The organism is Gordonia sp. LMA484, assembly GCF_058129505.1.
Genome location: NZ_CM176700.1, coordinates 4,271,176 through 4,293,988 on the forward strand (window position 1 = coordinate 4,271,176; position 22,813 = coordinate 4,293,988).

General features: G+C 66.8%; 17 protein-coding genes. 13 read left to right on the forward strand and 4 right to left on the reverse strand.

Annotated features, from left to right (window positions below; translation table 11 throughout):
* Positions 1-20 precede the first annotated feature (20 nt).
* From AC4AMJ_RS18915 to cysD, 3 genes are all read right to left on the reverse strand, one after another.
* Positions 21-782 carry a 3'(2'),5'-bisphosphate nucleotidase CysQ gene (locus AC4AMJ_RS18915; protein ID WP_489913889.1) on the reverse strand — a complete coding sequence of 254 codons (762 nt, stop codon included), beginning with the start codon at positions 780-782 and terminating at the stop codon, positions 21-23.
* Between the two features lie 8 nt (positions 783-790).
* Positions 791-2,665, reverse strand: coding sequence for an adenylyl-sulfate kinase (gene cysC / locus AC4AMJ_RS18920; protein ID WP_489918465.1), 1,875 nt, complete (start codon positions 2,663-2,665; stop codon positions 791-793).
* 71 nt (positions 2,666-2,736) lie between these two features.
* Positions 2,737-3,684, reverse strand: a complete 948-nt coding sequence (gene cysD, locus AC4AMJ_RS18925) for a sulfate adenylyltransferase subunit CysD (protein WP_489899483.1) — start codon at positions 3,682-3,684, stop codon at positions 2,737-2,739.
* Between the two features lie 46 nt (positions 3,685-3,730).
* On the opposite strand from cysD, the gene AC4AMJ_RS18930 reads away from it, so the two are divergent.
* Entirely contained in the window at positions 3,731-4,645 is a 915-nt protein-coding gene (locus AC4AMJ_RS18930) for an IclR family transcriptional regulator (protein WP_489913891.1), read from the forward strand.
* A gap of 32 nt (positions 4,646-4,677) precedes the next feature.
* Here the strand turns inward: AC4AMJ_RS18930 and AC4AMJ_RS18935 are convergent, their stop codons facing one another.
* The gene (locus tag AC4AMJ_RS18935; protein ID WP_489913892.1) at positions 4,678-6,513 is read right to left on the reverse strand and encodes a fatty acyl-AMP ligase; all 1,836 of its coding nucleotides are present in this window, start codon (positions 6,511-6,513) and stop codon (positions 4,678-4,680) included.
* Positions 6,514-6,937: 424 nt separating this feature from the next.
* Between AC4AMJ_RS18935 and gjpA the strand changes: the two genes are divergently transcribed.
* The 12 genes from gjpA (at position 6,938) to AC4AMJ_RS18995 (ending at position 22,805) form a co-directional block, all read left to right on the forward strand.
* On the forward strand, positions 6,938-8,659 hold the full coding sequence (gene gjpA / locus AC4AMJ_RS18940; RefSeq protein WP_489913894.1) for an outer membrane porin GjpA: 1,722 nt from the start codon (positions 6,938-6,940) through the stop codon (positions 8,657-8,659).
* A gap of 163 nt (positions 8,660-8,822) precedes the next feature.
* Positions 8,823-9,764, forward strand: a complete 942-nt coding sequence (locus AC4AMJ_RS18945) for an enoyl-CoA hydratase (protein ID WP_489899479.1) — start codon at positions 8,823-8,825, stop codon at positions 9,762-9,764.
* Between the two features lies 1 nt (position 9,765).
* Positions 9,766-10,932 carry an acyl-CoA dehydrogenase family protein gene (locus tag AC4AMJ_RS18950; RefSeq protein WP_489913896.1) on the forward strand — a complete coding sequence of 389 codons (1,167 nt, stop codon included), beginning with the start codon at positions 9,766-9,768 and terminating at the stop codon, positions 10,930-10,932.
* A 4-nt stretch (positions 10,933-10,936) separates the two neighbouring features.
* Positions 10,937-11,902, forward strand: a complete 966-nt coding sequence (locus AC4AMJ_RS18955; RefSeq protein ID WP_489899477.1) for an acyl-CoA dehydrogenase family protein — start codon at positions 10,937-10,939, stop codon at positions 11,900-11,902.
* Positions 11,899-12,999: an acyl-CoA dehydrogenase family protein gene (locus AC4AMJ_RS18960; RefSeq protein WP_489899476.1), complete on the forward strand. Its 1,101-nt coding sequence runs from the start codon at positions 11,899-11,901 to the stop codon at positions 12,997-12,999. Before AC4AMJ_RS18955 ends, AC4AMJ_RS18960 begins: the two co-directional genes overlap by 4 nt.
* A gap of 539 nt (positions 13,000-13,538) precedes the next feature.
* Complete coding sequence (locus AC4AMJ_RS18965; RefSeq protein ID WP_489899475.1) at positions 13,539-13,889, forward strand: L-rhamnose mutarotase; 351 nt, start codon at positions 13,539-13,541, stop codon at positions 13,887-13,889.
* 87 nt (positions 13,890-13,976) lie between these two features.
* A complete protein-coding gene (locus AC4AMJ_RS18970) occupies positions 13,977-15,335 on the forward strand; it encodes an MFS transporter (RefSeq protein WP_489913897.1) in 1,359 nt (452 codons plus the stop codon).
* A gap of 105 nt (positions 15,336-15,440) precedes the next feature.
* Positions 15,441-16,601, forward strand: coding sequence for an L-rhamnose isomerase (rhaI, locus tag AC4AMJ_RS18975; protein ID WP_489913899.1), 1,161 nt, complete (start codon positions 15,441-15,443; stop codon positions 16,599-16,601).
* A gap of 61 nt (positions 16,602-16,662) precedes the next feature.
* Entirely contained in the window at positions 16,663-18,702 is a 2,040-nt protein-coding gene (locus AC4AMJ_RS18980; protein WP_489913901.1) for a bifunctional aldolase/short-chain dehydrogenase, read from the forward strand.
* Complete coding sequence (locus AC4AMJ_RS18985; protein WP_489913903.1) at positions 18,699-20,222, forward strand: rhamnulokinase; 1,524 nt, start codon at positions 18,699-18,701, stop codon at positions 20,220-20,222. The genes AC4AMJ_RS18980 and AC4AMJ_RS18985 overlap by 4 nt, the downstream gene beginning before the upstream one ends.
* A 2-nt stretch (positions 20,223-20,224) precedes the next feature.
* Positions 20,225-21,463: an alpha-hydroxy acid oxidase gene (locus tag AC4AMJ_RS18990; protein WP_489918466.1), complete on the forward strand. Its 1,239-nt coding sequence runs from the start codon at positions 20,225-20,227 to the stop codon at positions 21,461-21,463.
* 328 nt (positions 21,464-21,791) lie between these two features.
* Entirely contained in the window at positions 21,792-22,805 is a 1,014-nt protein-coding gene (locus AC4AMJ_RS18995) for a LacI family DNA-binding transcriptional regulator (RefSeq protein ID WP_489913905.1), read from the forward strand.
* Positions 22,806-22,813: the final 8 nt, after the last annotated feature.

Sequence of the window (22,813 nt, forward strand, 5' to 3'; positions counted from 1 at the left end):
AAGCCCACTCAGAGTCCAGGTCACGCGAACGCCGACGTCACTCCGATGATCTTCTCCCGCAGTTCCGGACGGCAGATCACCAGATCCGGGAGATAGGTGTCGTCGCGGTTGTAGACAAGTGGCGATCCGTCGATCCGGCCGCACCACAACCCTTTTGCCTGCGCCACCGCGACGGGTGCCGCCGAGTCCCACTCGTACTGCCCGCCGGCGTGGACATACGCATCCGCTTCGCCGCGGACGACGGCCATCGCCTTGGCGCCTGCCGACCCCATCTGCAACACCTCGCCACCGATGGCATCGGCCACGGCCTGCGAGAACTCCGGTGGCCGTGAGGCACTCACCACCACCCTGGGTAGCTGACCCTTCGGCGCGGTCGCCAATCCGTCGATCGGCTCCACGGGCTGTGCGTCATCGACGTAGGTGACACCGAGCGCCGGGAGCGCCACCGCACCCGCTATCAGCCCGCTGTCGGCGGACCACAGCGCCACGTGCACCGCCCAGTCGGTGCGCCCTTCGGTGCCGTATTCGCGGGTACCGTCAACCGGATCCATGATCCACACCCGGTCCGCCGACAACCGGTTCTTGTCATCGGCTGATTCCTCCGAGAGCACAGCGTCGGCGGGTCGCCTCGCGGCCAGCCTGGCCAACAGCAACTCGTTGGACCGCAGATCGCCGGCCTTGCCGAGTTCCTTTCCGGTCAAGCCGCTCTCGGCACGGATGTCCATGAGCAATTCTCCGGCGGCAGTGGCCAACTCGCCGGCGAGGACGCGATCGTCCGACACTTCGTCTCCTACAGTCCCAGGTTGCGGATGACCGATTCGGCCACCTCGAGGGGCGACCCGTCCGATGGTGTCACGACGATGTCGGGGGTGACAGGACGTTCATATGGCGAGTCGATCCCGGTGAACTGACTGATCTCACCTCGGCGCGCCTTCGCATACAGGCCCTTGGGGTCCCTTTCCTCGCAGACCTCCAGCGGGGTGTCGATGAAGATCTCGTAGAACGGCAGCCGACGCTCGGCGTGAATCTCCCGCGCACGCTGACGTTCCTCGGCGAACGGGCTGATCAACGAGACGATGGCCACCGCGCCCGCATCGGCGAACAACGCCGCGACCTCACTGGTGCGACGGATGTTCTCGCGGCGATCGTCATCGGAGAAACCGAGATCGGCGTTGAGTCCGTGCCGCAGATTGTCGCCGTCCATCAGGTAGGCCGGCCGGCTCTCGGCGACCAGGCGCCGCTCCAGTTCGACGGCCAGCGCCGACTTTCCCGATCCGGACAGACCGGTCAACCAGATGGTGGCACCCTGATGAGTCCGCTGCTCCCGACCCACCTTGGTGGTCTGCCACACGACGTGACTGTCCTTGCTGACCGGTGCGGTGATCATGCCGGCGCCAACCGTCTTGTTGGTGGCCTCGTCGATCAGGATGAAGCTTCCGGTTTCCCGATTCTTCCGGTAGGAGTCGAACATCACCGGCTGCTGAGTGTGCAGGGCGACGCGCGCGATCTCGTTGAGCCCCAGCGTCTTCGCCTCTTCGTCACGGTGCAGCGTGTTCACATCGAGACGGTAGTTCAGGCCGCTCACCTGCGCCCGGGTCATGCGGGTGCCACACATCATCTGGTAGCGGTTCCCGGGGCGAAGTTCGGTGTCGTCGGAGAACCAGCACACCATGGCGTCGAGATCGCGGCCGACGTAGGGGCGGTTGTTGGGTCGTGCCAGCATGTCTCCACGAACGATGTCGATCTCGTCGGCGAGTTCGATCGAGACGGCCATGGTCGCAAACGCCTCGTCGACCTTGCTACCTCCGGGACCCCAGATCTCGGTGATCGTGGTACTGAATCCACTTGGCAACACGACAATCTCATCGCCGGGAGAGAACACCCCGCCGGCCACCGTACCGGCATAGGCGCGGTGATCGGCGCCGTCGCTGCGCTGTGGCCGGATGACGTACTGCACCGGCATCCGCGCGTCGATGAGATTGCGGTCCGACGCGTGGTAGACGTTCTCCAGATGATTCAGGAGCGGACGGCCCTCGTACCAGGGCATGTTCGCCGATTGCTCGACCACGTTGTCACCGGCCAGCGCCGACAACGGTATGAATGTCAGGTCGGTGACGTTCAGTTTGGCGGCGAAAGCCACGAAGTCATCGCAGATCTCGTCGAACCGCTCCTGCGACCAGTCGACGAGATCCATCTTGTTGACGCAGATCGTCAAGTGCGGGATACCCAGAAGGGTCGAGAGAAACGCGTGCCGACGGGTTTGTTCGAGCACTCCCTTGCGCGCGTCGATGAGGATGATCGCGAGGTCGGCAGTCGACGCGCCGGTCACCATGTTGCGGGTGTACTGCACATGCCCGGGGGTATCGGCGATGATGAACTTGCGCTTCGGCGTGGCGAAATACCGGTAGGCGACATCGATCGTGATGCCCTGCTCGCGCTCGGCCCGCAACCCGTCGGTCAGCAGCGCGAGATTCGCATATTCGTCACCGCGTTCGGCGCTGGTGCGTTCGATGGATTCGAGCTGATCGGCGAAGATCGCCTTCGAGTCGAACAGCAGTCGGCCGATCAGGGTGGACTTGCCGTCGTCGACCGAGCCGGCCGTTGCCAGGCGGAGCAGTTCCTTGGCGCCTCGACGAGGCCCGCTCACTTCGTTCCCGGCGCCCATCACACCGGGCCCGCTCACTTCGTTCCCGGCGCCCATCACACCGGGCCCGCTCACTTCGTTCCCGGCGCCCATCAGAAGTACCCTTCCTTCTTCCGATCCTCCATACCCGCCTCCGAGATACGGTCATCGGCCCGGGTCGCCCCACGTTCGGTGACCCGGGTGATCTCGATTTCGGCGATGACCTTCTCGATGGTGTCGGCGTCGCTGAGCACACAGCCGGTACAGGTCGCGTCGCCGACGGTGCGGAATCGGACCAACTCGGTCCTGGTCTCCTCGCCGGGATACTCCTGCAGAAATCTTGTCTTCGCGAGCAGCATCCCGTCACGCGGGATCACTTCACGTTCGTGGGCGTAATAGATGGGTGGCAGTTCGATGTCCTCGGCCCCGATGTACTGCCAGATGTCGAGTTCGGTCCAGTTGCTGAGCGGGAAAACCCGGATGTGCTCACCCTTGTGGTGGCGGCCGTTGTAGAGGTGCCAGAGCTCGGGACGTTGGGCTCGGGGATCCCAGGCGCCGAACTCGTCACGGAAGCTGAAGACGCGCTCCTTCGCGCGGGCCTTCTCCTCGTCGCGACGGGCACCGCCGAAGACGGCATCGAACCGGTTCTCGGTGATGCCGCGCAGCAGGGCGGTTGTCTGCAGGCGATTGCGACTGCCACCCGGTCCGGTGTCCTCGACCACCCGCCCGGCGTCGATGTCATCCTGGACCGAACTCACCACCAGGCGGACGCCCGTCTCTTCGACGACTCGATCGCGGTATTCGATCACTTCGTCGAAGTTGTGGCCGGTGTCGACGTGCATCAAAGGGAACGGTACCGGCGCGGGCCAGAACGCCTTCTTGGCGAGATGAAACATGACCACCGAGTCCTTGCCGCCGGAGAACAGCAACACGGGCCGCTCAAACGTGGCGGCCACCTCGCGCATGATGTGAACGGATTCGGCCTCCAGCGCCTCGAGATGCGTCAGCTCATACCCGTGATGCGCACGTCGATCTCTCGCGTCGGTCGTGCTCGGCACCATTCCATCTCCTTGACATGTCGAATATTCGACACTCAGTATTGACTATGTGACACAGACCGTAGGTGAACCGTCCGGCGCGAGTCAATCATCGCGCACGCACGCGTCTCCTCCCACGGCTCGCGTGGTCCGCATCATCGAACTACTCACCGATCCGGACCGAGGCCCGCTGACGCTTGCTGAAATTGTCCGCCACATCGGACTCTCGCGTGCCACGGCCCACGCAATCGTCGTCGAACTTGTCGAGCAGGGCTGGGTACTCCGAGATCCCGTGACCGGCGCCTACGGGATCGGGCCGGGCTTCGTGGCCCTCGCGCGCACCGCCGACGGCGCCGACCATCTGAACCGCTGGGCCGCGGCGAGCGCCCGCGAACTCAGCAAGCGGTTCGGGATCGCCTGCTTCGTGGCGCGACGTACCTCGCCCAACGAGGTCACCGTGGCCGACCACGCCATCCCCGAATCGTTCGTCGATGACGGCGGCACCTCACCATGGTTCCGTCACGGCCGACGAATCCGGCTTCGCCCACCCATCTGCCGGGAGTTCATCGCCCATGAGCCGGCCGCCGTCCGGTCCGCCTGGATCGGACAAGCACCCGAGGCGATCCGGACCCGCCTGAGCACGGTCCTGACGGTCGTCGCCGAACGCGGTTACTCGATCGAGCGGATGACCGACGATCACATGGCGATGATCGAGGCGCTGGGATCACTCGACGCGGTGTCGGACCGGCTACGTACACGCGTGGGCGATCTGTTGACCGAGTTGTCCGACATCGACTACCTGCCGAGCGAGCTGGAGGGCGAGGTCGCCGCGGTCACCATCGGCGCCCCCGTCTTCGACGAGGCCGGGCATGTGGTCGCCTCCCTCGTTGCGTGTCCGAACGCGACCCTCCCCGTCGAACACCTGCACAGGCTGGCCGAAGCCACGAAGTCCGCCGCCAACCGCTTGTCGGCTTATTTGCGCTGAGATCGTCCGATCCGCAGGTGTCGTCGACGACTTCAGCTCGGCGCATCCGCACGCGACCGTTGCGTCAGCGCCACTCTCACCAATTCCGCAGCCGCCACCGCTTTCTCGAACTGCCCGGCCCTGATCAGGTCTTCGGTCGCCGCCGGCTTCTGCCACTTCGCGATCGGTTGTAGCTTTCCGTCGAGGAAATGCTGACGACACTGGCCTCGCTGGATCTTGCCGCTGGAGGTGGTGGGAATCGTGGAGCGGTCGACAAGCAGCACCGAGTGGGCGTGGAGTCCGTATCGTTCGGCAACCGCAGCCCGGATGTCGTCTATCGTCGCGGCGCACTCGGTCTCGTCGATTCGGTCGCGGGCCACTTCCTGGACGATGACGAGTTCTTCGACCTGCCGTAGCCCCGGGGTGAAGGCGAAGGCCGCACCCCTGCCCGACAGCAGCGCAGGATGGCATCGCTGCACCGTCAGCTCGACGTCGTTGGGATAGTGGTTGCCACCGCGGATCACGATGAGGTCCTTGATTCGTCCGGTGATGAAGAGTTCTCCTCGCGCCAGGAAACCGAGGTCGCCGGTTCGCAGAAACGGCCCCTCGGATGTCTCCTCTATCGACGCGGCAAATGCGTGCTCCGACTCGTCGGGCCTGCCCCAGTACCCCTGACCAACACTGGGTCCGGCGAACCAGATCTCACCGACCTCGTTCGCCTCGCAGCGACGCCGGGTGACCGGATTCACGATGGCCACCTGCCCGCCTCGAGGTTGCCCGCATCCGACCACGGCCACGGACCGGTCACCCGGGACGCCATCGGCAATACGGTCCAGATTCAGTGCCTCCCGGTCGATGTGGGCGACCAGCGGAAGATCGGAATCCGACCCTCCCGACACCATCAGTGTGGCCTCGGCCAGTCCGTAGACGGCAGAGAAGGCTTCCGCCCGAAAACCGGCGGGGGCGAATGCGGTTGCGAATGACTGCAGTGATGCCGCCTGTACGGGTTCGGCCCCGTTCATGACAGTCCGCAGGCTCGACAAGTCCAGCGCCGCACGCTCCTGCGCGGTGCTGTGCTCGACGCAGAGGTCGAAGGCGAAGTTCGGCGCGACCGTGTAGGTGGCGCGGTGTCGTGACAACGCCTCCATCCATGCCATGGGCCGCTTGACGAAGGCGGTGGGCGACATGAGGTGCGTGGTGGTCCCGAGGTGGATCATCGAGAGGACCCCACCGATGAGGCCCATATCGTGGTGCGACGGTAGCCAGAAGCAAGCGACGTCGGTGTCGCCACCCGGCCAGGACTCTCGGATGGCCTCCAGGTTGCGCAGCAGGTTGCCATGGGTCAGAACGACACCCTTCGGCGCCGTGGTGGACCCAGATGTGTACTGCACCATGGCCGTTGTGGTGCCGTCGATGTCCGGCATCACCCAGCGATCCGCGGCGGTGGGTGCCCCATCCATCAGGGCCCACTGTAGGTCCCTGCCCTGTCCGAGCGCCTCCAGAGCGGTCCTGATGCCTTCGTGTGTTTCGCTGACGCCCAACACGAAACGCGCTCGCGCATCGGGAACCACCGAGGACAGGCGTGGAGCCAGTCGCTCGTGCACCGGAACGGCGACTGCCCCGGCATAGATGCACCCGAAGTACCCGGCGATGTGATCCAGACCCGGCCGGCACAGGACCAACACACGCTCCCCGGCTGCACCTTGCTCCTGCAGACCGGCCGCAATCGACCGCGCCCTGAGGTCCAGCTCGCGGTAGGTCAGCTCGACGCCGCCGCAGCCGTCGCCGTCGTAGGAGAATCCGAACGCGAGCTTGTCGCCATAGGTCTGGGCGCGCTCTCGTAACAGGTCCAGCAGGGTCGCCTCGCCGGGGGGTGTGTGCTTGGACATTCGTCACCTCACCATCGTGAACTCGCAATTGACGGCCGGTGCCGGCCGCGAGCAGTGAGCGACACTACCCGAAAACCGTTTGGGCACCGATGTTTTTGCGAATCGCTTACTCGGACGTCAGGCGCTCGACTCCGAGCAGCATCCGCAAACGCATACAAAAGTCTCAATGCGAACTTGAGACCTCCGTCAGGGTTGACAGCTATCAGACCTTACCGCCCGGTCAGGAAATGATCTCGAAACCTGGTTTAACGATAGAACGGAAAAGATCGGCCCGACCTGGGCCTTCACCACCCGCGGACCCTGCGAGCGGTAGCGATCAGTGGTTGCGCAAGGAAACTATTTTTCGCCAAACCACCCCTTTCTGAGCGCCGCTCAGCTTACGTTCAGCCAACGTTTAGTTAGGCAACAAAACGAAGGAGCAGTCGTGCCGCGTTCAGCCTGCGTCAACGCCGACGTCGACCAGACAACCCAACGTCCCTGGATCACCACTGGAGTCGCACTCGCCGGCGCCGGCCTCCTGGCCCTCACTCCGGCCCTCCACACCGAGATACCGGCGGCGTACCGGGCGCCGGACGCGGCAGCGGTCCGACTCGCGGCGGAGCTGTCACAGCCCTACGTCGATGCGTTCAACACCGCATCGACCAATGCCTCGACACTCGCCGGAAACTTCTTCCTGGCGCCGGGATTGCCTCTACAACAGGCGATCGTGAATCAGGCCGACTTTCTGCAGCAACTCCTCGACGATCCGTCGAACGCCGATGCGGTGGTGGCTGCGATGCGCAGCAATCTGGAAGCGGTACTGACCGGGTTGACGCTGATCGGCGCCGACGCGGACACCACCAGCACGGTCACCAATCACACCGTCGACGGCCTGCACGGCCTGATCCTGCAGCTCCTCCCCCGGTTCCTGCCGTCCGGCGGTATCGATCCCTCGGTCATCGCAACGGTCATGAACGTGTTGGCATCGCCACTGAGTGGCGTCCTCATCGGCGTTGCAGGGCCGTTCATCAGCCCGGCCGTGGCCACCCTCAACAGCGCCATCACCATCGCCGGCGCGATCCAGGCCGGGGACATGGATGCCGCATTCGCCGACGTGTGGGCGACACCGGCCGATGTGATCGGCTCCTTCTTCAACGGAGCGACCCTCGACCTCACCGCCTTGACACCGCTGATCAACGATTCCGGCCTGCTGGGCTCCACCACACTCAACAGCCTCGACATCGCGTTCGGCGGCTTGTTCACACCGGGCAGCATCGGCCGCGGCTCCTACGATCTCGGCGACGCGGGCGAACTCACCGCTCCGGGCGGCTCGATACTGAACAGTGTCGGAATGAACGTCACCACCGACGCCCTCGGCGTGCCCATCACCTTGGACATCCCGGGGAACGCGGTCGGGCCGATCGGCGCTCTCGAAGGGATGTCGCAGACCATCGGGGCCTTGCTCGGCGACGGCTGGGACGGAAAGAACGGCAAGCCGGTGCCGCCTCTGGCGGGCCTGCACTTCCCGACCCTGAGCGACTCCACGAGCAGCACCGACGTGAACGCTATGTTGACCACCCTCCTCGGCGGCGCCGAGGCACCGACCACATCGACGACGCCGTCGAGCGATGCCCCGGCGGACGCCGGCCCGGCAGTCAAAGCGGTGACGTTCGACGTCGGTTCATCGACCGCCCCCGACGACGCAGAGGCACAATCCGCCACGGCCGGGAAAACGACCACCGACGCACCGCTCAGCGGCACCCCGACAGGCTCGGAATCCGTCTCCGCCACAACCGAATCCCCGATCAGCCCGCCGCCGTCCGAAACCACCGGGGTGACGGAGGACCAGTCTGCACAAACCCGCTCGCCGGGCGGATCGACGACCGGCGGGCCCGCCACCAGTTCCTCGTCGGACACCGGTTCCACCGACGCGAACGGTTCGAGCGACCCGGCCGACTCGGGTGGGACCGGGTCGACCAGCGACTCCGAGTCCAGTGGCACCTCGTCCAGCACGAGTGGCGGCGAGACGGACTCGGATTCCGGCCCCGACTCGAGCTCGGACTCCGGAACCGGCTCCAGTTCGGGGTCGGGTTCGGCCACTGATGCCGGGACCGGCCCGGGTGCGAGCTCCGGTTCGGATTCGGGGTCGTCCGGAACCACCAGCTGACAGCAGACCTTTGGTGGTCAGGTGCAGGGTCCGGCCCGGTCTTCCGAGCCGGACCCTTCGCGGCGTCGGGCCGGCACTCGGAGGTCGGCGCGAGGCCCCGGATTCCCCCACCACGCGGACACCCGACTACCAACCAAGCACTTGCTAGGTTACGCTCGGGGACATGAGCGACGCCGTCATCCCGCCTGCACTCGGCCCCGACGACCTTGGGCCGGATTCGTCTCCGGTCGCCTACGAGGTCGGTGGACCCGAGGGCGCCGTTGCCTACGTGACCCTGAATCGTCCCGACTACCGCAATGCGCAGAACTCGGTGATGACGTATTCGCTGGATGCGGCGTTCCGCAAGGCCGTCGACGATGCAGCGGTCAAGGTCGTCGTGTTGCGCGCGAACGGTAAGCATTTCTCCGCCGGCCACGACATCGGCACCCCGGAACGCGACTTCGACACCTTCTACGACAACGTCGCGACCCTGCATTGGGACCACACCGACAAATCCGGGGCAGATCAACGTCTGGCCCGCGAGATCGAGGTCTACATGGGGATGTGCCGACGCTGGCGGGAGATGCCCAAACCGCTCATCGCCCAGGTCCACGGCGCCTGCATCGCCGGTGGCCTGATGCTTGCGTGGATCTGCGACTTCATCGTCGCCTCCGACGACGCCTTCTTCTCCGACCCGGTGGCCCGCATGGGCATTCCCGGCGTCGAATACTTCGCCCACGCCTACGCATTGGGCACCCGCCGCGCCAAGGAGATCCTGTTCACCGGCGAACGGTTCACCGCTTCCCAGGCGGCCGAGTGGGGCATGGTCAACCATGTCGTTCCCCGAGACGAGTTGTCCGCCAAGGTCGATGCGATCGCGGAGAAGATGGTCGCCATGCCGATGCAGGGTCTGTTCCTCAGTAAGAAGGCCGTCAATATCTGCGAGGACCAGATGGGGTTGCGCAACTCGATGGATTCGGTGTTCGGCTGGCATCACTTCGCCCACGCGGCCAACGCCGAGGACGGCGGCGACTCACTCGGCGGCATGGATGCGAAGTCGATGAAGGCCTCCGGCGCCGGGAGCGCAGCGGCCGGGCCGACTGCCACCGCCGCGCAGGGGAGCTGACATGGATCTCTTCTTCGACGACGCGGCCACCGCGTTCCGCGCTGAGGTCCGGGCCTGGTTGACCGACCATGTTCCGGCCCAACCACTTCCGTCGATGGACACCGCCGACGGCTTCGAGGCGCACCGCGAATGGGAACGCACCATGGCCGCCGACCGCATGTCGGTGGTGAGCTGGCCGGAGGAGTACGGCGGCCGCGACGTCCCGTTGCTGCACTGGGTGATCTTCGAAGAGGAGTACTACCGATCGGGCGCGCCGGGGAGGGTCAGCCAGAACGGCATCTTCCTGCTCGCCCCTACCCTGTTCGAGCACGCACATCCCGACCAGCTCGCCCGCATCCTGCCGCGGATGGCCCGCGCCGACGACATCTGGGGTCAAGCGTGGAGCGAGCCGGAGGCGGGCAGCGACCTCGCCTCGTTGCGGTCGAGCGCCACCCGCACCGACGGCGGCTGGATTCTCAACGGACAGAAGACCTGGAGCTCGCGGTCGAGCTTCGCAGACTGGGCGTTCGGACTGTTCCGTACCGACAAAGAGGCAGTCCGGCACAAGGGTCTGACCTATTTCATGTTCGATCTGCGCGGCCCGGGTGTCACGGTGCGGCCGATCGCGCAACTCGATGGCGAGGCCGGATTCGCCGAACTGTTTCTCGAAAACGTCTTCGTACCGGATGACCCTGCCGACCCTGGCAACTCAGGTGTGATCGGGAAGGTCGACAACGGCTGGAAGGTCGCCATGAGTACCGCCGCCAACGAACGCGGGCTCTCACTGCGCTCCCCGGGCCGATTCCTGGCCACCACCGATCGACTGGTCGACCTGTGGAAGCGCAACCGTGACGGCGTGTGGGCCACCGCGAACACCGATGCGCGAGTGGCCGACGCGTGGATCGGTGCGCGCGCCTACGAGTTGTCCACGTACCAGACCGTGAGCCGCCTCGCCGCCGGCGGGCAGCTGGGCATGGAGTCGTCGATCAACAAGGTCTTCTGGTCGCAGTGGGACATCGCCGCCCATGAGACGGCTCTGGATCTGCAGTGCACCGATGCCGAACTCGACGACGCCTGGATGGACGGCTACCTCTTCTCATTGTCCGGACCGATCTACGCCGGTACCAACGAGATCCAACGCAACGTCATCGCGGAACGCCTGCTCGGCCTGCCGCGTGGGGACAGGTGACACCATGGAATTCCTTCTCTCCGATGTGCACGACGACCTCGCCTCCACCGTCGACGCCCTCCTGACGAAGGCCGACATCCCGGCTCGCGCCCGAGCGTGGGCCGGCGGCGATCGCGGCCCGGTCACCGAGGTGTTCGCGGCACTCGCCGAGACCGGCGTCAACGGGCTGCTGATCGACGAGTCGTCAGGAGGTTCCTCGGCGGGTGCGATCGAGATGGTCGTCGCGATGGAGCAGATCGGGCGGCACGCCCTGCCCGGCCCCGTGGTGGAGAGCATCGCGGTGCTGCCGGTGCTGTTGCGGTCGGCCGACGTCGCGGGCGAACGGCTCGAGGCGCTCGCCGAAGGTGCGTTGGCGACCTGTGCGATCCCACCGATCGCTCCCCTCGCGCCCGTCGCCGACACGGCCTACCTCGTGCGTGACGGCGTCTTGAGCACGGCCACCGTGGGCGATCCGGTCGCCACCGTCGATCCCACTCGCCGGCTTGCTGAGCTGAGTCCGGATGAGGTCCTCGCCGACGGCGTGGGAATCGACGACGCCGTCGACATCGGCATCCTGGCCTGTGCCGCCCAGCTCCTGGGCATGGCCGGCGCCATGCTGTCGCTGGCCGCGGACTACGCACAGGCGCGCACGCAGTTCGGCCGCGCGATCGGCTCTTTCCAGGCCGTCAAACACCACCTGGCCGACGTCGCGATCGCCGTCGAGATGGCCCGTCCGCTCGTACATGCCGCCGCGCTCGGAATCGACGGGCTGGTAGCGGAAGGCACCGACGTCCGCCGCGACATCGCCGCTGCGAAGGTCGCCGCCGGCGACGCCGCCTATCTCGCGTCCCGACGATCGTTGCAGGTTCTCGGCGCCATCGGCTACACCACCGAGCACGACCTCTCGCTGTACCTCACCAAAACACGTGCGCTGCTGACCGCCTGGGGCACACCGGCGGTGTTACGGCAGCGGGTTCTGGAGTCGCTGTGACCATTTCGCAAGCCGTCGCCCCGATCTCCGCGGAAGAGCGGGACGCACTCGCAGAATCCATCCGCGACCTCGTCCGACGTCGCGCCGGTTCCTCGGCGGCCCGCTCCGCGATGCGCGCGACCCCTCGCCTCGACCGCGCCCTCTGGAACACCCTGTGCACAGAGATCGGTGTCGCGGCACTGCCGATTCCCGACGACGCCGGCGGCGCCGGCGCGTCCTTCGTCGAAACCGCCGCCGTTCTCGAGGAACTCGGCCGAACGTTGAGTCCGGTGCCGGTGTTCTCCACGGCTCTGGCGACCGCGGCCATCCTGATCGCAGACGACGACGACACGAGCCGGAGCCTGCTGCCGGCCATCGCAGCCGGTGAGCGCATCGCGACGGTGTGCTGGGCGTCGCCCGCCGGCTGGGATCGTCCCGGCGTCACCGCCGACGCCGGATTGCTGACCGGCACGGCCGACTACGTGACCGACGCAGAGTCGGCGGATCTACTGGTGGTGCTGGCGGGCCATGGCGATGCGATCACCCTGCATGCGGTCGACTCCGACGCCGAAGGGGTTGCGGTCGCACCCCTGCCCGTCGTCGATCCCAGCCGCCCGCTCTCGCGTGTCACCTTCGATGAGGCGCCCGCCACGTCCATCGGGTCCGGCCCGGACCTGCCCGCACGGTTGCGGTCGGTCGCCTGGGCGCTGCTGTCGGCCGAGCAGGTCGGTGGCGCGGAGGCGGCCCTCGAGCTGACCGTCGAGTACACGAGATCACGCAAGCAGTTCGGCCGGACCATCGGTTCGTTCCAGGCGCTGAAGCACCGGATGGCCGATATGTACGCATCCGTGGAGACCGCCCGCTCGATCTCGCGAGCGGCGATCGCCGCGATCACCAGCGGCGCCCCCGACGCCGACGACCTCGCCGCTGCTGCGCACATCTACTGCTCGGAAACGTTCGCCCAGGTCACCGGCGAAGGCATCCAGCTGCACGGCGGCATCGGCATCACCGCCGAACACGACATCTCGCTGTATTTCAAACGCGCCCACGGCAGCGCGCAGCTGTTCGGTCAGCCGCACGAGGTGGTGGCCGAGCTGAGTGGTCGACTCCTCGGCTGACACCTCGCCGGTCCCGAAAACCGAGCCTGCAAACCCCACCGGTCCCGAACCTGCGCGCCCGCCCCCACCGGGTCCCTGAGGAGCGAGCTTGCACGTCCCGCCGGTCCCGGAAGAGCGAGCTTGCACGTCCCCCGGTCCGTAAAGAGCGCGCCAACGTCACCGCCGGTCCGTAAAGAGCGCGCCAACGTCACCCCCGGTCCGTAAAGAGCGAGCCGACGTCACCCCCGGTCCCTGAAGAGCGAGCCAGCGTCACCCCCGGTCCGTAAAGAGCGAGCCGACGTCACCCCCGGTCCCTGAAGAGCGAGCCAGCGTCACCCCCGGTCCCTGAGGAGCGAGCCAGCGTCACCCCCGGTCCCTGAGGAGCGAGCTTGCGAGCGTCACGAAGGGCCGCCACCACGACCCACCAGGTATCGGCCGACCCCGACCGAACCGCGAAGGCTTGACGCCATCACACGGCTGTGGCATTGTTGCCGCAATCACAAATTGAAACGTTTCAATAGATGGAACAAAGAGTGGCAATGCCCGACCGAGGAGCAGCAATGACCGACCGCCAACGCGCATGCTTCCTGCTACAGCTGCGCCCCGACCGCGTCGACGACTACCTCGAGGCCCACACCACCGTCTGGCCCGAGATGCTCGACGCGCTGCGCGAGACCGGGTGGCACAACTACTCGCTGTTCCTGCGCCCCGAGGACGGCCTGGTGGTCGGCTACGTCGAGACCGACGACTTCGAGCAGACCACCAAAGCCATGCAGGCCACCGACATCAACACGCGGTGGCAGGCCCACATGGCCGAGTACTTCCTGCCGCCGAGCGCTGCGGCCGACACCGCCGGCGCGAATCCCGACACCATCCGCACTGAACTCATCGAGTACTTCCACCTCGACTGACCCGATCGGAGGCGACATCACCCCGACCCCTCGCTTGACCTTCACCGACCGCACCCTCTCTACTGAGATCAAGGCAAGGAACACACCATGAAAGTTGGAGCACGCTCCACCACCGGCTGGCGGGCGACCATCTCGGTCGCCATGTCGAACTACATCGAGGCCGGCTCGATCATCGCCATCGCGACCAGCCTGACGTTCTGGCAGGACCAGTTCGGCATCAGCAACTTCGCCGTGGGTCTGCTCGCGGCGCTGTCCGCCAACGCCTTCGGCGCTGCGATCGGTGCCGCCATCGGCGGTCCCCTGTGCGACCGGTTCGGCCGCAAGGCGATTTACACCTACGACCTGCTGGTCTACATGGTCGGCGTTCTCATCGCAGCCTTTGCCTTGAACTTCGGCATGCTGCTCGCAGCTTTCGTGATCACCGGCCTTGCGGTCGGCGCCGGCGTACCCGCGTCGTGGACCTACATCGCCGAGCAGGCGCCATCGGTCGAACGCGCCAAGCACGTCGGCACGGCACAGTTGGCCTGGTCCGTCGGGCCACTGATCGGTTTCGCGCTCGCCGCCGCACTCGCCCCGCTGGGTCTGCTCGGGTCGCGCCTCATCTTCCTGCATCTGTTCGTGGTCGCCGCCGTCGTCTGGTGGATTCGCCAGGGCCTGCAGGAGTCCAAGATCTGGAAGGACGAGTCGGTCAACGAGACCCGCGAGATGGCCTCGTCGGTCGGCGCCCGCGGCGTGAAGGGGTTGTTCTCCCGCAAGATCAACATCACCGCACTGCTGTTCCTGGGCGGCATTTACCTGTTCTGGAACACCGTCGCCGGCCAGGCGGGCATCTTCATGCCGCGTGTGTACGAGACGGCCGGCCTGCACAGCGCCGTCCAGCAGAACCTGCTGCAGGTGCTGGTCTGGGGATGCACCGTCCTCGCGACCTACTTCGGCTTCATGCGTTACGCCGACCGCGTCTCCCAGCGCGCCCTCTACATCTTCGGCGCCGCCCTGGGCATCGTGGCTTGGATCGTCCTGGTCACCTTCACCGACAGCGGCATCGCCACCATGCTGATCTTCGCCATCCTGTGGGGCATCTCGTCCGGCATCGGCGCTCAGGCCTTCTACAGCCTCTGGGCGAGCGAGATGTTCGCCACGCCGTACCGGGCCAGCGCCCAGGGCGTCATGTTCTTCGTCGTCCGCGCCGCCACCGGCCTGCTCAGCTACTTCTTCCCGACGATGCTGGCCGCCACCGGACTCACAACCGTCGGCACCCTGCTGGTCGGCCTACTCACCATCGCACTGGTCATCGGCGCCATCTGGGCTCCGAAGACGCAGGGCAAGACTCTGCAGCAGATCGAGGTCGAACGGTACGGTGCTCCGCTCTCGCCGGAACTCACCGACGACGCGCCCGCAACCGGCGACGTCACCATCACCGAGCCGACGGCCCGCACGCTCGCCTGAGCTTTCTCGGCCCGCCTGCTTGAAACGTTTCACCCACTCTTCTCCGCCGCCGGCCATCGCATCCGACGCCGGCGGCGGAGATCCCAAGACATCGAGAGAACCATCATGACCAGCATTGACGAGACGATCCTCGACAACCTCGCGATCGAACTCCCCTCCTGGGCCTTCGGCAACTCCGGGACCCGCTTCAAGGTGTTCGGCACCCCGGGCACTCCTCGCGACATCCACGAGAAGATCGCCGACGCCGCCAAGGTCAACGAGCTCACCGGGCTCGCCCCGACCGTCGCCCTGCACATCCCGTGGGACACCGTCGACGACTATGCCGCCCTGAGGTCCTATGCCGCCGATCTCGGCATCGGACTCGGGACCATCAACTCCAACACCTTCCAGGACGACGATTACAAGTTCGGCAGCCTCACCCACACCGACAAAACGGTGCGGCAGAAGGCCATCGATCACCACATCGCCTGCATCGAGGTGATGAACCAGACCGGATCACAAGACCTCAAGATCTGGCTGGCCGACGGCACCAACTACCCGGGTCAGGGCGACATCCGCGGACGGCAGGACCGCCTCGCCGAATCCCTGTCGACCATCTACCAGCACATCGGCGACGATCAGCGACTCGTGCTGGAATACAAGTTCTTCGAACCCGCGACCTACATGACCGACGTCCCGGACTGGGGCACCTCGTACGCGCAGGTCACCGCATTGGGTGAGCGGGCGATGGTGTGCCTGGACACCGGACATCATGCGCCCGGCACCAACATCGAGTTCATCGTCGCGCAGCTGCTGCGCCTGCAGAAGCTCGGCTCGTTCGACTTCAACTCGCGGTTCTACGCCGACGACGACCTGATCGTCGGCGCGGCAGACCCGTTCCAGTTGTTCCGCATCCTTTTCGAGGTCATCCGGGGTGGCGGCCTGGACAACGGCTCCCCGCTGGCACTGATGCTCGATCAGTGCCACAACGTCGAGGAGAAGATCCCCGGCCAGATCCGTTCGGTGCTCAACGTCCAGGAGATGACCGCCCGTGCACTGCTGGTCGACACCGACGCGCTGACCGCCGCCCAGGAGGCCGGTGATGTGCTGGGCGCCAACGCCATCTTCATGGACGCCTTCTACACCGACGTCCGGCCGATGCTCGCCGAGCGCCGCGCAGCGCGCGGACTGCCGGCCGACCCGATGGCGGCCTACGCCGCGTCCGCTTATCCCGGGCGCATCGCCGCCGAGCGGGTGGGGGGCACCCAGTCCTCCTGGGGTGCCTGACCTTTCACCCAGACCGATCACGCCACAACCCCCCGCTCTCGATACCGAGGAGATCACTCTCATGACCACCAACCCGACCGTGGCCGCCCTCATCGCGCGCTCCAACAAGCTCGGCTCCGATCCGAAGAACACCAACTATGCCGGCGGCAACACCTCGGCCAAGGGCACCGAGGTAGACCCGGTGACCGGCGAGGACGTCGACCTGCTGTGGGTCAAGGGCTCCGGCGGAGACCTGGGCACGCTCACCGAGAAGGGGCTGGCCGTCCTGCGTCTGGATCGCATGCGCGCGCTCGTCGACGTCTATCCCGGCCTCGAGCGTGAGGACGAGATGGTCGCCGCGTTCGATTACTGCCTGCACGGCAAGGGCGGTGCCGCACCCTCGATCGACACCGCGATGCACGGCCTGGTCGATGCCGCCCACGTCGACCACCTGCATCCCGACTCCGGCATCGCGATCGCGACGTCGGCCGACGGTGAGGCGTTGACGCAGAAGATCTTCGGCGACCGCGTGGTGTGGGTGCCGTGGCGGCGTCCCGGCTTCCAGCTCGGCCTGGACATCTCGGCGATCAAGAAGGTCAACCCCCAGGCGATCGGCTGCATCCTCGGCGGCCACGGCATCACCGCCTGGGGCGACACCTCGGAGCAGGCACAGGCGAACTCGCTGGAGATCATCGACACCGCCGAGAAGTTCATCGCCGCGAACGGAAGACCACAACCGTTCGGCAACCCGCTCGACGGATTCGGTGCGCTGCCCGCCGAGGAACGTCGCGCCAAGGCGGCCGCGCTGGCGCCGTTCATCCGAGGCCTCGCGTCGATGGATCGACCGCAGGTGGGTCACTTCACCGACGTCGACCCGGTACTCGAGTTCCTGGAGTCCGAGGAGCATCCGCGCCTCGCCGAGCTCGGCACGAGCTGCCCGGATCACTTCCTGCGCACCAAGGTCAAGCCGCTCGTCCTCGATCTGCCGGCCTCCGCCGGGATCGACGAGTGCAAGGAGCGCCTCGCCGAACTGCACGAGGCCTACCGCGCCGACTACCGCGGCTACTACGAGCGCCATGCCACCGCCGACAGCCCGGCGATGCGCGGCGCCGACCCCGCGATCGTGCTCGTCCCCGGCGTCGGCATGTTCAGCTTCGGCAAGGACAAGCAGACCGCCCGCGTCGCCGGCGAGTTCTACCTCAACGCCATCAACGTGATGCGCGGCGCCGAGGCGGTCTCGACCTACGCCCCCATCGGCGAGTCCGAGAAGTTCCGCATCGAGTACTGGGCCCTCGAGGAGGCCAAGCTCGCGCGGATGCCCAAGCCCAAGCCGCTGGCGACGCGCATCGCGCTGGTGACCGGCGCGGCATCGGGCATCGGCAAGGCCATCGCACAACGACTGGCCGCGGAAGGCGCTTGCGTGGTGATCGCCGACCTCGACGCACAGAAGGCCCAGGCCGCGGCGGAGGAGATCGGCTCGACCGACGTCGCGATCGGGATCGCCGCCGACGTCACCGACGAGGCTGCCGTGCAGGCCGCGATCGACGCCACCGTGCTGGCCTTCGGCGGCATCGACCTCGTCGTCAACAACGCCGGCCTGTCGCTGTCGAAGTCGTTGCTGGACACCACCGCCGCCGACTGGGACCTGCAGCACAACGTGATGGCGCGTGGCTCGTTCCTGGTGTCCAAGGCGGCCGCGCGTGCGCTCATCGACCAGAAGTTGGGCGGCGACATCCTCTACATCTCGTCGAAGAACTCGGTGTTCGCCGGCCCGAACAACATCGCCTACTCGGCGACCAAGGCCGATCAGGCGCACCAGGTGCGGCTACTGGCCGCCGAACTCGGTGAGCATGGCGTCAAGGTCAACGGCATCAATCCCGATGGGGTGGTGCGCGGTTCGGGCATCTTCGCCGGCGGTTGGGGCGCTCAGCGCGCTGCGGTCTACGGCGTCGAGGAGCAGGATCTCGGCAAGTTCTACGCGCAGCGCACCCTGCTCAAGCGTGAGGTGCTGCCCGAGAACATCGCCAATGCCGCCTTCGCGCTGTGCACCTCGGACTTCTCGCACACCACGGGGCTGCACGTGCCGGTCGATGCCGGTGTGGCAGCAGCATTCCTGCGATGAGTCGCCGGATCGCCAACCGCTCCGCCCAGGTCGCCGCGATCGACCTGGGCGCGACCAGCGGCCGCGTGATGCTCGCCGACATCGGGCCCGAGCGTCTCGAACTCGAACAGGTCGCACGTTTTGCGAACGACCCGGTCCACCTGTGGAACGGGCAGCGGACCGCGATGCACTGGGACATCCCCGCCCTGTTCCGCGAGGCGTGCACCGGGCTGGCCGAGGCCGGCCGGCAAGCCGACAATCTCGTCGGCATCGGGGTCGACTCGTGGGCCGTCGACTATGCGCTGCTGCGCGAAGGCCGGATGCTCGGTCTGCCGCATCACTACCGCGACACCCGGACCGCCGACGGTGTCGACGCCGTGCACGCCGAGCTGGGACCGGTCGATCTGTATCTGCGCAACGGACTGCAGTTCCTGCCATTCACCACCATCTATCAGCTCGCCGCCGAGGCGCGGGACGGGCTGCTCGACCAGGCCGACAGCGCACTGCTCATCCCGGACCTGATCACCTACTGGCTGACCGGTCGCCGCGGCACCGAACGCACCAACGCATCGACCACCGGGCTGCTCGGCATCAACGGCGAGTGGGACACCGCGATGATCGAACGGCTCGGCCTTCCGGCCGGACTGTTCCCGGACATCGTCGAGACGGGCACCGACCAGGGGCCGCTGTTGCCCGAGGTCGCCGACCGACTCGGGCTGGCCGGCTCGCCGCACGTCACCGCGGTCGCCTCGCACGACACCGCGTCGGCCGTCGCGGCGATCCCGATGAACCCGTCGTCGTCGGCCTACATCTCCTGTGGCACCTGGGGCCTCGTCGGTGTCGAGCTCTCCTCACCAGTGGTGTCGCGGGCCGGATGGAAGGCCAACTTCACCAACGAGGTGGGCGCCGACGGTCGGATTCGCTACCTGCACAACGTGATGGGCCTATGGCTTCTCAGCGAGACCGTCCGCCAGTATCAGCGCGAAGGGTTTCGCGCGGACCTCGGTGAGCTCTTGGCCCAGGCCGCCGACGTCACGCCGGGCTTCGATGTCTTCGACACCGACGACCCGCGGTTCCTGACCCCCGGCGACATGCCCGGCCGCATCCGCGAGTGGTACACCGAGCGCGGCATGCAGCCCCCCATGACCCGGCCCGAGATGGTTCGCGCGATCGTCGAAAGTCTCGCATCGGCATTCGCCCACGGGGTCACCCAGGCCGCCGAACTGTCCGGCACCAAGGTCGACACCCTGCACATCGTCGGCGGCGGTTCCCAGAACCGGTTGCTGTGCCAGCTCACCGCCGACCGTCTCGGCTTGCCGGTACTGGCCGGACCGGTCGAGGCGACCGCGTTGGGCAACGTCCTCATCACCGCCCGAGCGCACGGTCTCATCGACGGCGACCTCGATGCGATGCGCGACATCGTCGCTCACCGGTTCCCACCGCAGCACTACGTACCCCGGACCCGTCGGACCTCCGATGGCTCTCTCGCACAACGTCGCCCGTCGACCGCCGCCCGGCCGGTCGGGGCAGGAAAGGCATGACGATGCAACGTCGAGTTCCTCAGGTGCGCGATCTCGCGCCACTAATGCAGTTCAAGAAGCCGCAGTTCGATGCGAAGAAGCGTCGCCTCGACGCGGCGTTGACCGTCGACGATCTGCGCTCCATCGCCAAACGCCGCACCCCGAAGGCCGCGTTCGACTACACCGACGGCTCCGCCGAAGCCGAGCTGTCCATCGCACGGGCCCGGCAGGCGTTCTCCGACATCGAGTTCCACCCGGCGATTCTGCGTGATGTGTCCAAGGTCGACACCTCGTGCACCATCCTCGGCGACCGGTCCGAGCTACCGTTCGGCATCGCACCGACCGGGTTCACCCGGATGATGCAGACCGAGGGCGAGTACGCCGGTGCCCGCGCCGCCGGTCGGGCCGGTATCCCGTTCTCGTTGTCCACGATGGGCACCGCGTCCATCGAAGACGTCAAGGCCGTGAACCCGCACGGACGCAACTGGTTCCAGCTGTACATGTGGAAAGACCGCGAACGCTCTATGGCGCTGGTCGAGCGGGCCGCCACCGCCGGCTACGACACCCTGCTCGTCACCGTCGACGTGCCGGTGGCCGGAGCGCGTCTGCGCGACAAGCGCAACGGCATGTCCATCCCACCCGCGCTGACCACCAAGACCGTCCTCAACGCCCTGCCCCGCCCACAGTGGTGGATCGACTTCCTCACCACCGAACCACTGGCGTTCGCCTCACTGGATCGTTGGTCGGGCACGGTTGCCGAACTGCTGGACACCATGTTCGACCCGACCGTCACCTTCGACGACCTCGCCTGGATCAAATCCCAGTGGCCGGGCAAGCTGGTGGTCAAGGGCATCCAGACGGTCGACGATGCCAGGGCCGTCACCGATCTCGGTGCCGACGGCATCGTGTTGTCCAACCACGGTGGGCGCCAACTCGACCGCGCGCCGATCCCGTTCCACCTACTCCCCACCGTTGCCGCGGAGGTGGGCGATCGCACCGAGATCATCCTCGACACCGGGATCTCCTCGGGCGCCGACATCGTCGCCTCCATCGCTCTCGGCGCACGGTTCACCCTGGTCGGCCGCGCCTACCTCTACGGGCTGATGGCCGGGGGCGAGGCAGGCGTCGACCGCATGATCGAGATCCTCACCGAACAGATCGAACGCACCATGCGCCTGCTCGGAGTGTCCTCACTGGACGAACTCACGCCGGCACATGTGACACAGCTACAACGCTTGACGCCCCGCCCGCTGGTCGAGTAGTGGGAACCGAACCCAACCGCTGGTCGAGTAACGGAAACCGAACCCAACCGCTGGTCGAGTAGCGACGACCCCAACCGCCGGTCGAGTAGCGACGAACAGAGTGAGGAGCGTATCGAGACCACCACACCAGGTCTCGACACACCCCCGGGCCAACGCCTCGGACCACTCGACCAACAGTGCCCGCCGGTCGAGTAGCGACGAACCCAACCGCCGGTCGAGTAGCAACGAACAGAGTGAGGAGCGTATCGAGACCACCACACCAGGTCTCGACACGCCCCTGGCGTGTCGGGCGTGCCCACTCGACTCCGCGATCTGGTGAGATGAACCCATGGGTGTGAGCATGCGGGACGTCGCCGCCGCCGCTTCGGTGTCGGTCGGCACGGTGTCGAACGTGCTCAATTCGCCCGACAAGGTGGCACCGGCGACCGTGGCGCGTGTCCAGGCAGCCATCGAGACCTTGGGTTTCGTCCGCAATGACGCGGCGCGCCAGCTGCGGGCCGGACGGTCGCGCTGTGTCGGCCTCGTGGTGCTCGACGTGGGTAACCCGTTCTTCACCGACATCGCACGGGCGGCCGAGCGCGAGGCCGGCGAGCACGACCTGACCGTCCTGCTCGGCACCTCCGACGACGACGAGCACCGCGAACTGGCGTATATCGACGCCTTCGACGAGCAACGGGTGTTCGGTCTGTTGGTGTCACCGATCGGCGACGACCTCCGACGCCTCGACACGCTGCGCCGCCGAGGGACACCGGTGATCCTGGTGGATCGCGACGCGACGGGCTCTCCCTTCGACTCGGTGGCCGTCGACGACATCGCCGGCGGACGTCTCGCGGTGTCGCACCTCTGCACGACCGGACGCCGCAAGATCGCGTTCGTCGGCGGTCCGTCGGCGCTGCGTCAGGTCGCCGACCGTCGCCGCGGCGCGCAGCAGGCGGTGGCCCAGGTCGACGGCGCCTCGCTGGAGGTCGTGGAGACGCCGGCGCTGAGCGTCCTTGCCGGGCGCGAGGCGGGAGAGGCGTTGCAGCGCAGGCATCGAGATGACTGGCCCGACGCCGTGTTCTGTGCCAACGACCTTCTCGCCATCGGCCTGCTGCAGGCCTTCACGATGATGGGTGCCGGTGTGCGGGTGCCCGAGGACATCGCGTTGATCGGCTATGACGACATCGACTTCGCCCGTTCGGCAGTGGTACCGCTGTCGTCGGTGCGCCAGCCGACCGCCCGGATCGGCGCCACTGCCATCGATCTCCTGATGACCGCCGCAAGCGAGTCGTGGCAGTCGCGCCGGCCCACCAATCTCGTGTACCAACCAGAGCTCGTCGCCCGGGCGTCGACGCTCGGCTGATGCCGGCC

Bases quoted from the DNA above. Each gene is read 5' to 3' on its own strand.
- cysD (WP_489899483.1), bottom strand. From the start codon at position 3,684: ATGGTGCCGAGCACGACCGACGCGAGAGATCGACGTGCGCATCACGGG.
- AC4AMJ_RS18945 (WP_489899479.1), top strand. From the start codon at position 8,823: ATGAGCGACGCCGTCATCCCGCCTGCACTCGGCCCCGACGACCTTGGG.
- AC4AMJ_RS18965 (WP_489899475.1), top strand. From the start codon at position 13,539: ATGACCGACCGCCAACGCGCATGCTTCCTGCTACAGCTGCGCCCCGAC.
- AC4AMJ_RS18985 (WP_489913903.1), top strand. From the start codon at position 18,699: ATGAGTCGCCGGATCGCCAACCGCTCCGCCCAGGTCGCCGCGATCGAC.
- AC4AMJ_RS18995 (WP_489913905.1), top strand. From the start codon at position 21,792: ATGGGTGTGAGCATGCGGGACGTCGCCGCCGCCGCTTCGGTGTCGGTC.
- AC4AMJ_RS18955 (WP_489899477.1), top strand. From the start codon at position 10,937: ATGGAATTCCTTCTCTCCGATGTGCACGACGACCTCGCCTCCACCGTC.
- rhaI (WP_489913899.1), top strand. From the start codon at position 15,441: ATGACCAGCATTGACGAGACGATCCTCGACAACCTCGCGATCGAACTC.
- AC4AMJ_RS18935 (WP_489913892.1), bottom strand. From the start codon at position 6,513: ATGTCCAAGCACACACCCCCCGGCGAGGCGACCCTGCTGGACCTGTTA.
- AC4AMJ_RS18990 (WP_489918466.1), top strand. From the start codon at position 20,225: ATGCAACGTCGAGTTCCTCAGGTGCGCGATCTCGCGCCACTAATGCAG.
- AC4AMJ_RS18950 (WP_489913896.1), top strand. From the start codon at position 9,766: ATGGATCTCTTCTTCGACGACGCGGCCACCGCGTTCCGCGCTGAGGTC.
- AC4AMJ_RS18980 (WP_489913901.1), top strand. From the start codon at position 16,663: ATGACCACCAACCCGACCGTGGCCGCCCTCATCGCGCGCTCCAACAAG.
- AC4AMJ_RS18970 (WP_489913897.1), top strand. From the start codon at position 13,977: ATGAAAGTTGGAGCACGCTCCACCACCGGCTGGCGGGCGACCATCTCG.
- cysC (WP_489918465.1), bottom strand. From the start codon at position 2,665: ATGGGCGCCGGGAACGAAGTGAGCGGGCCTCGTCGAGGCGCCAAGGAA.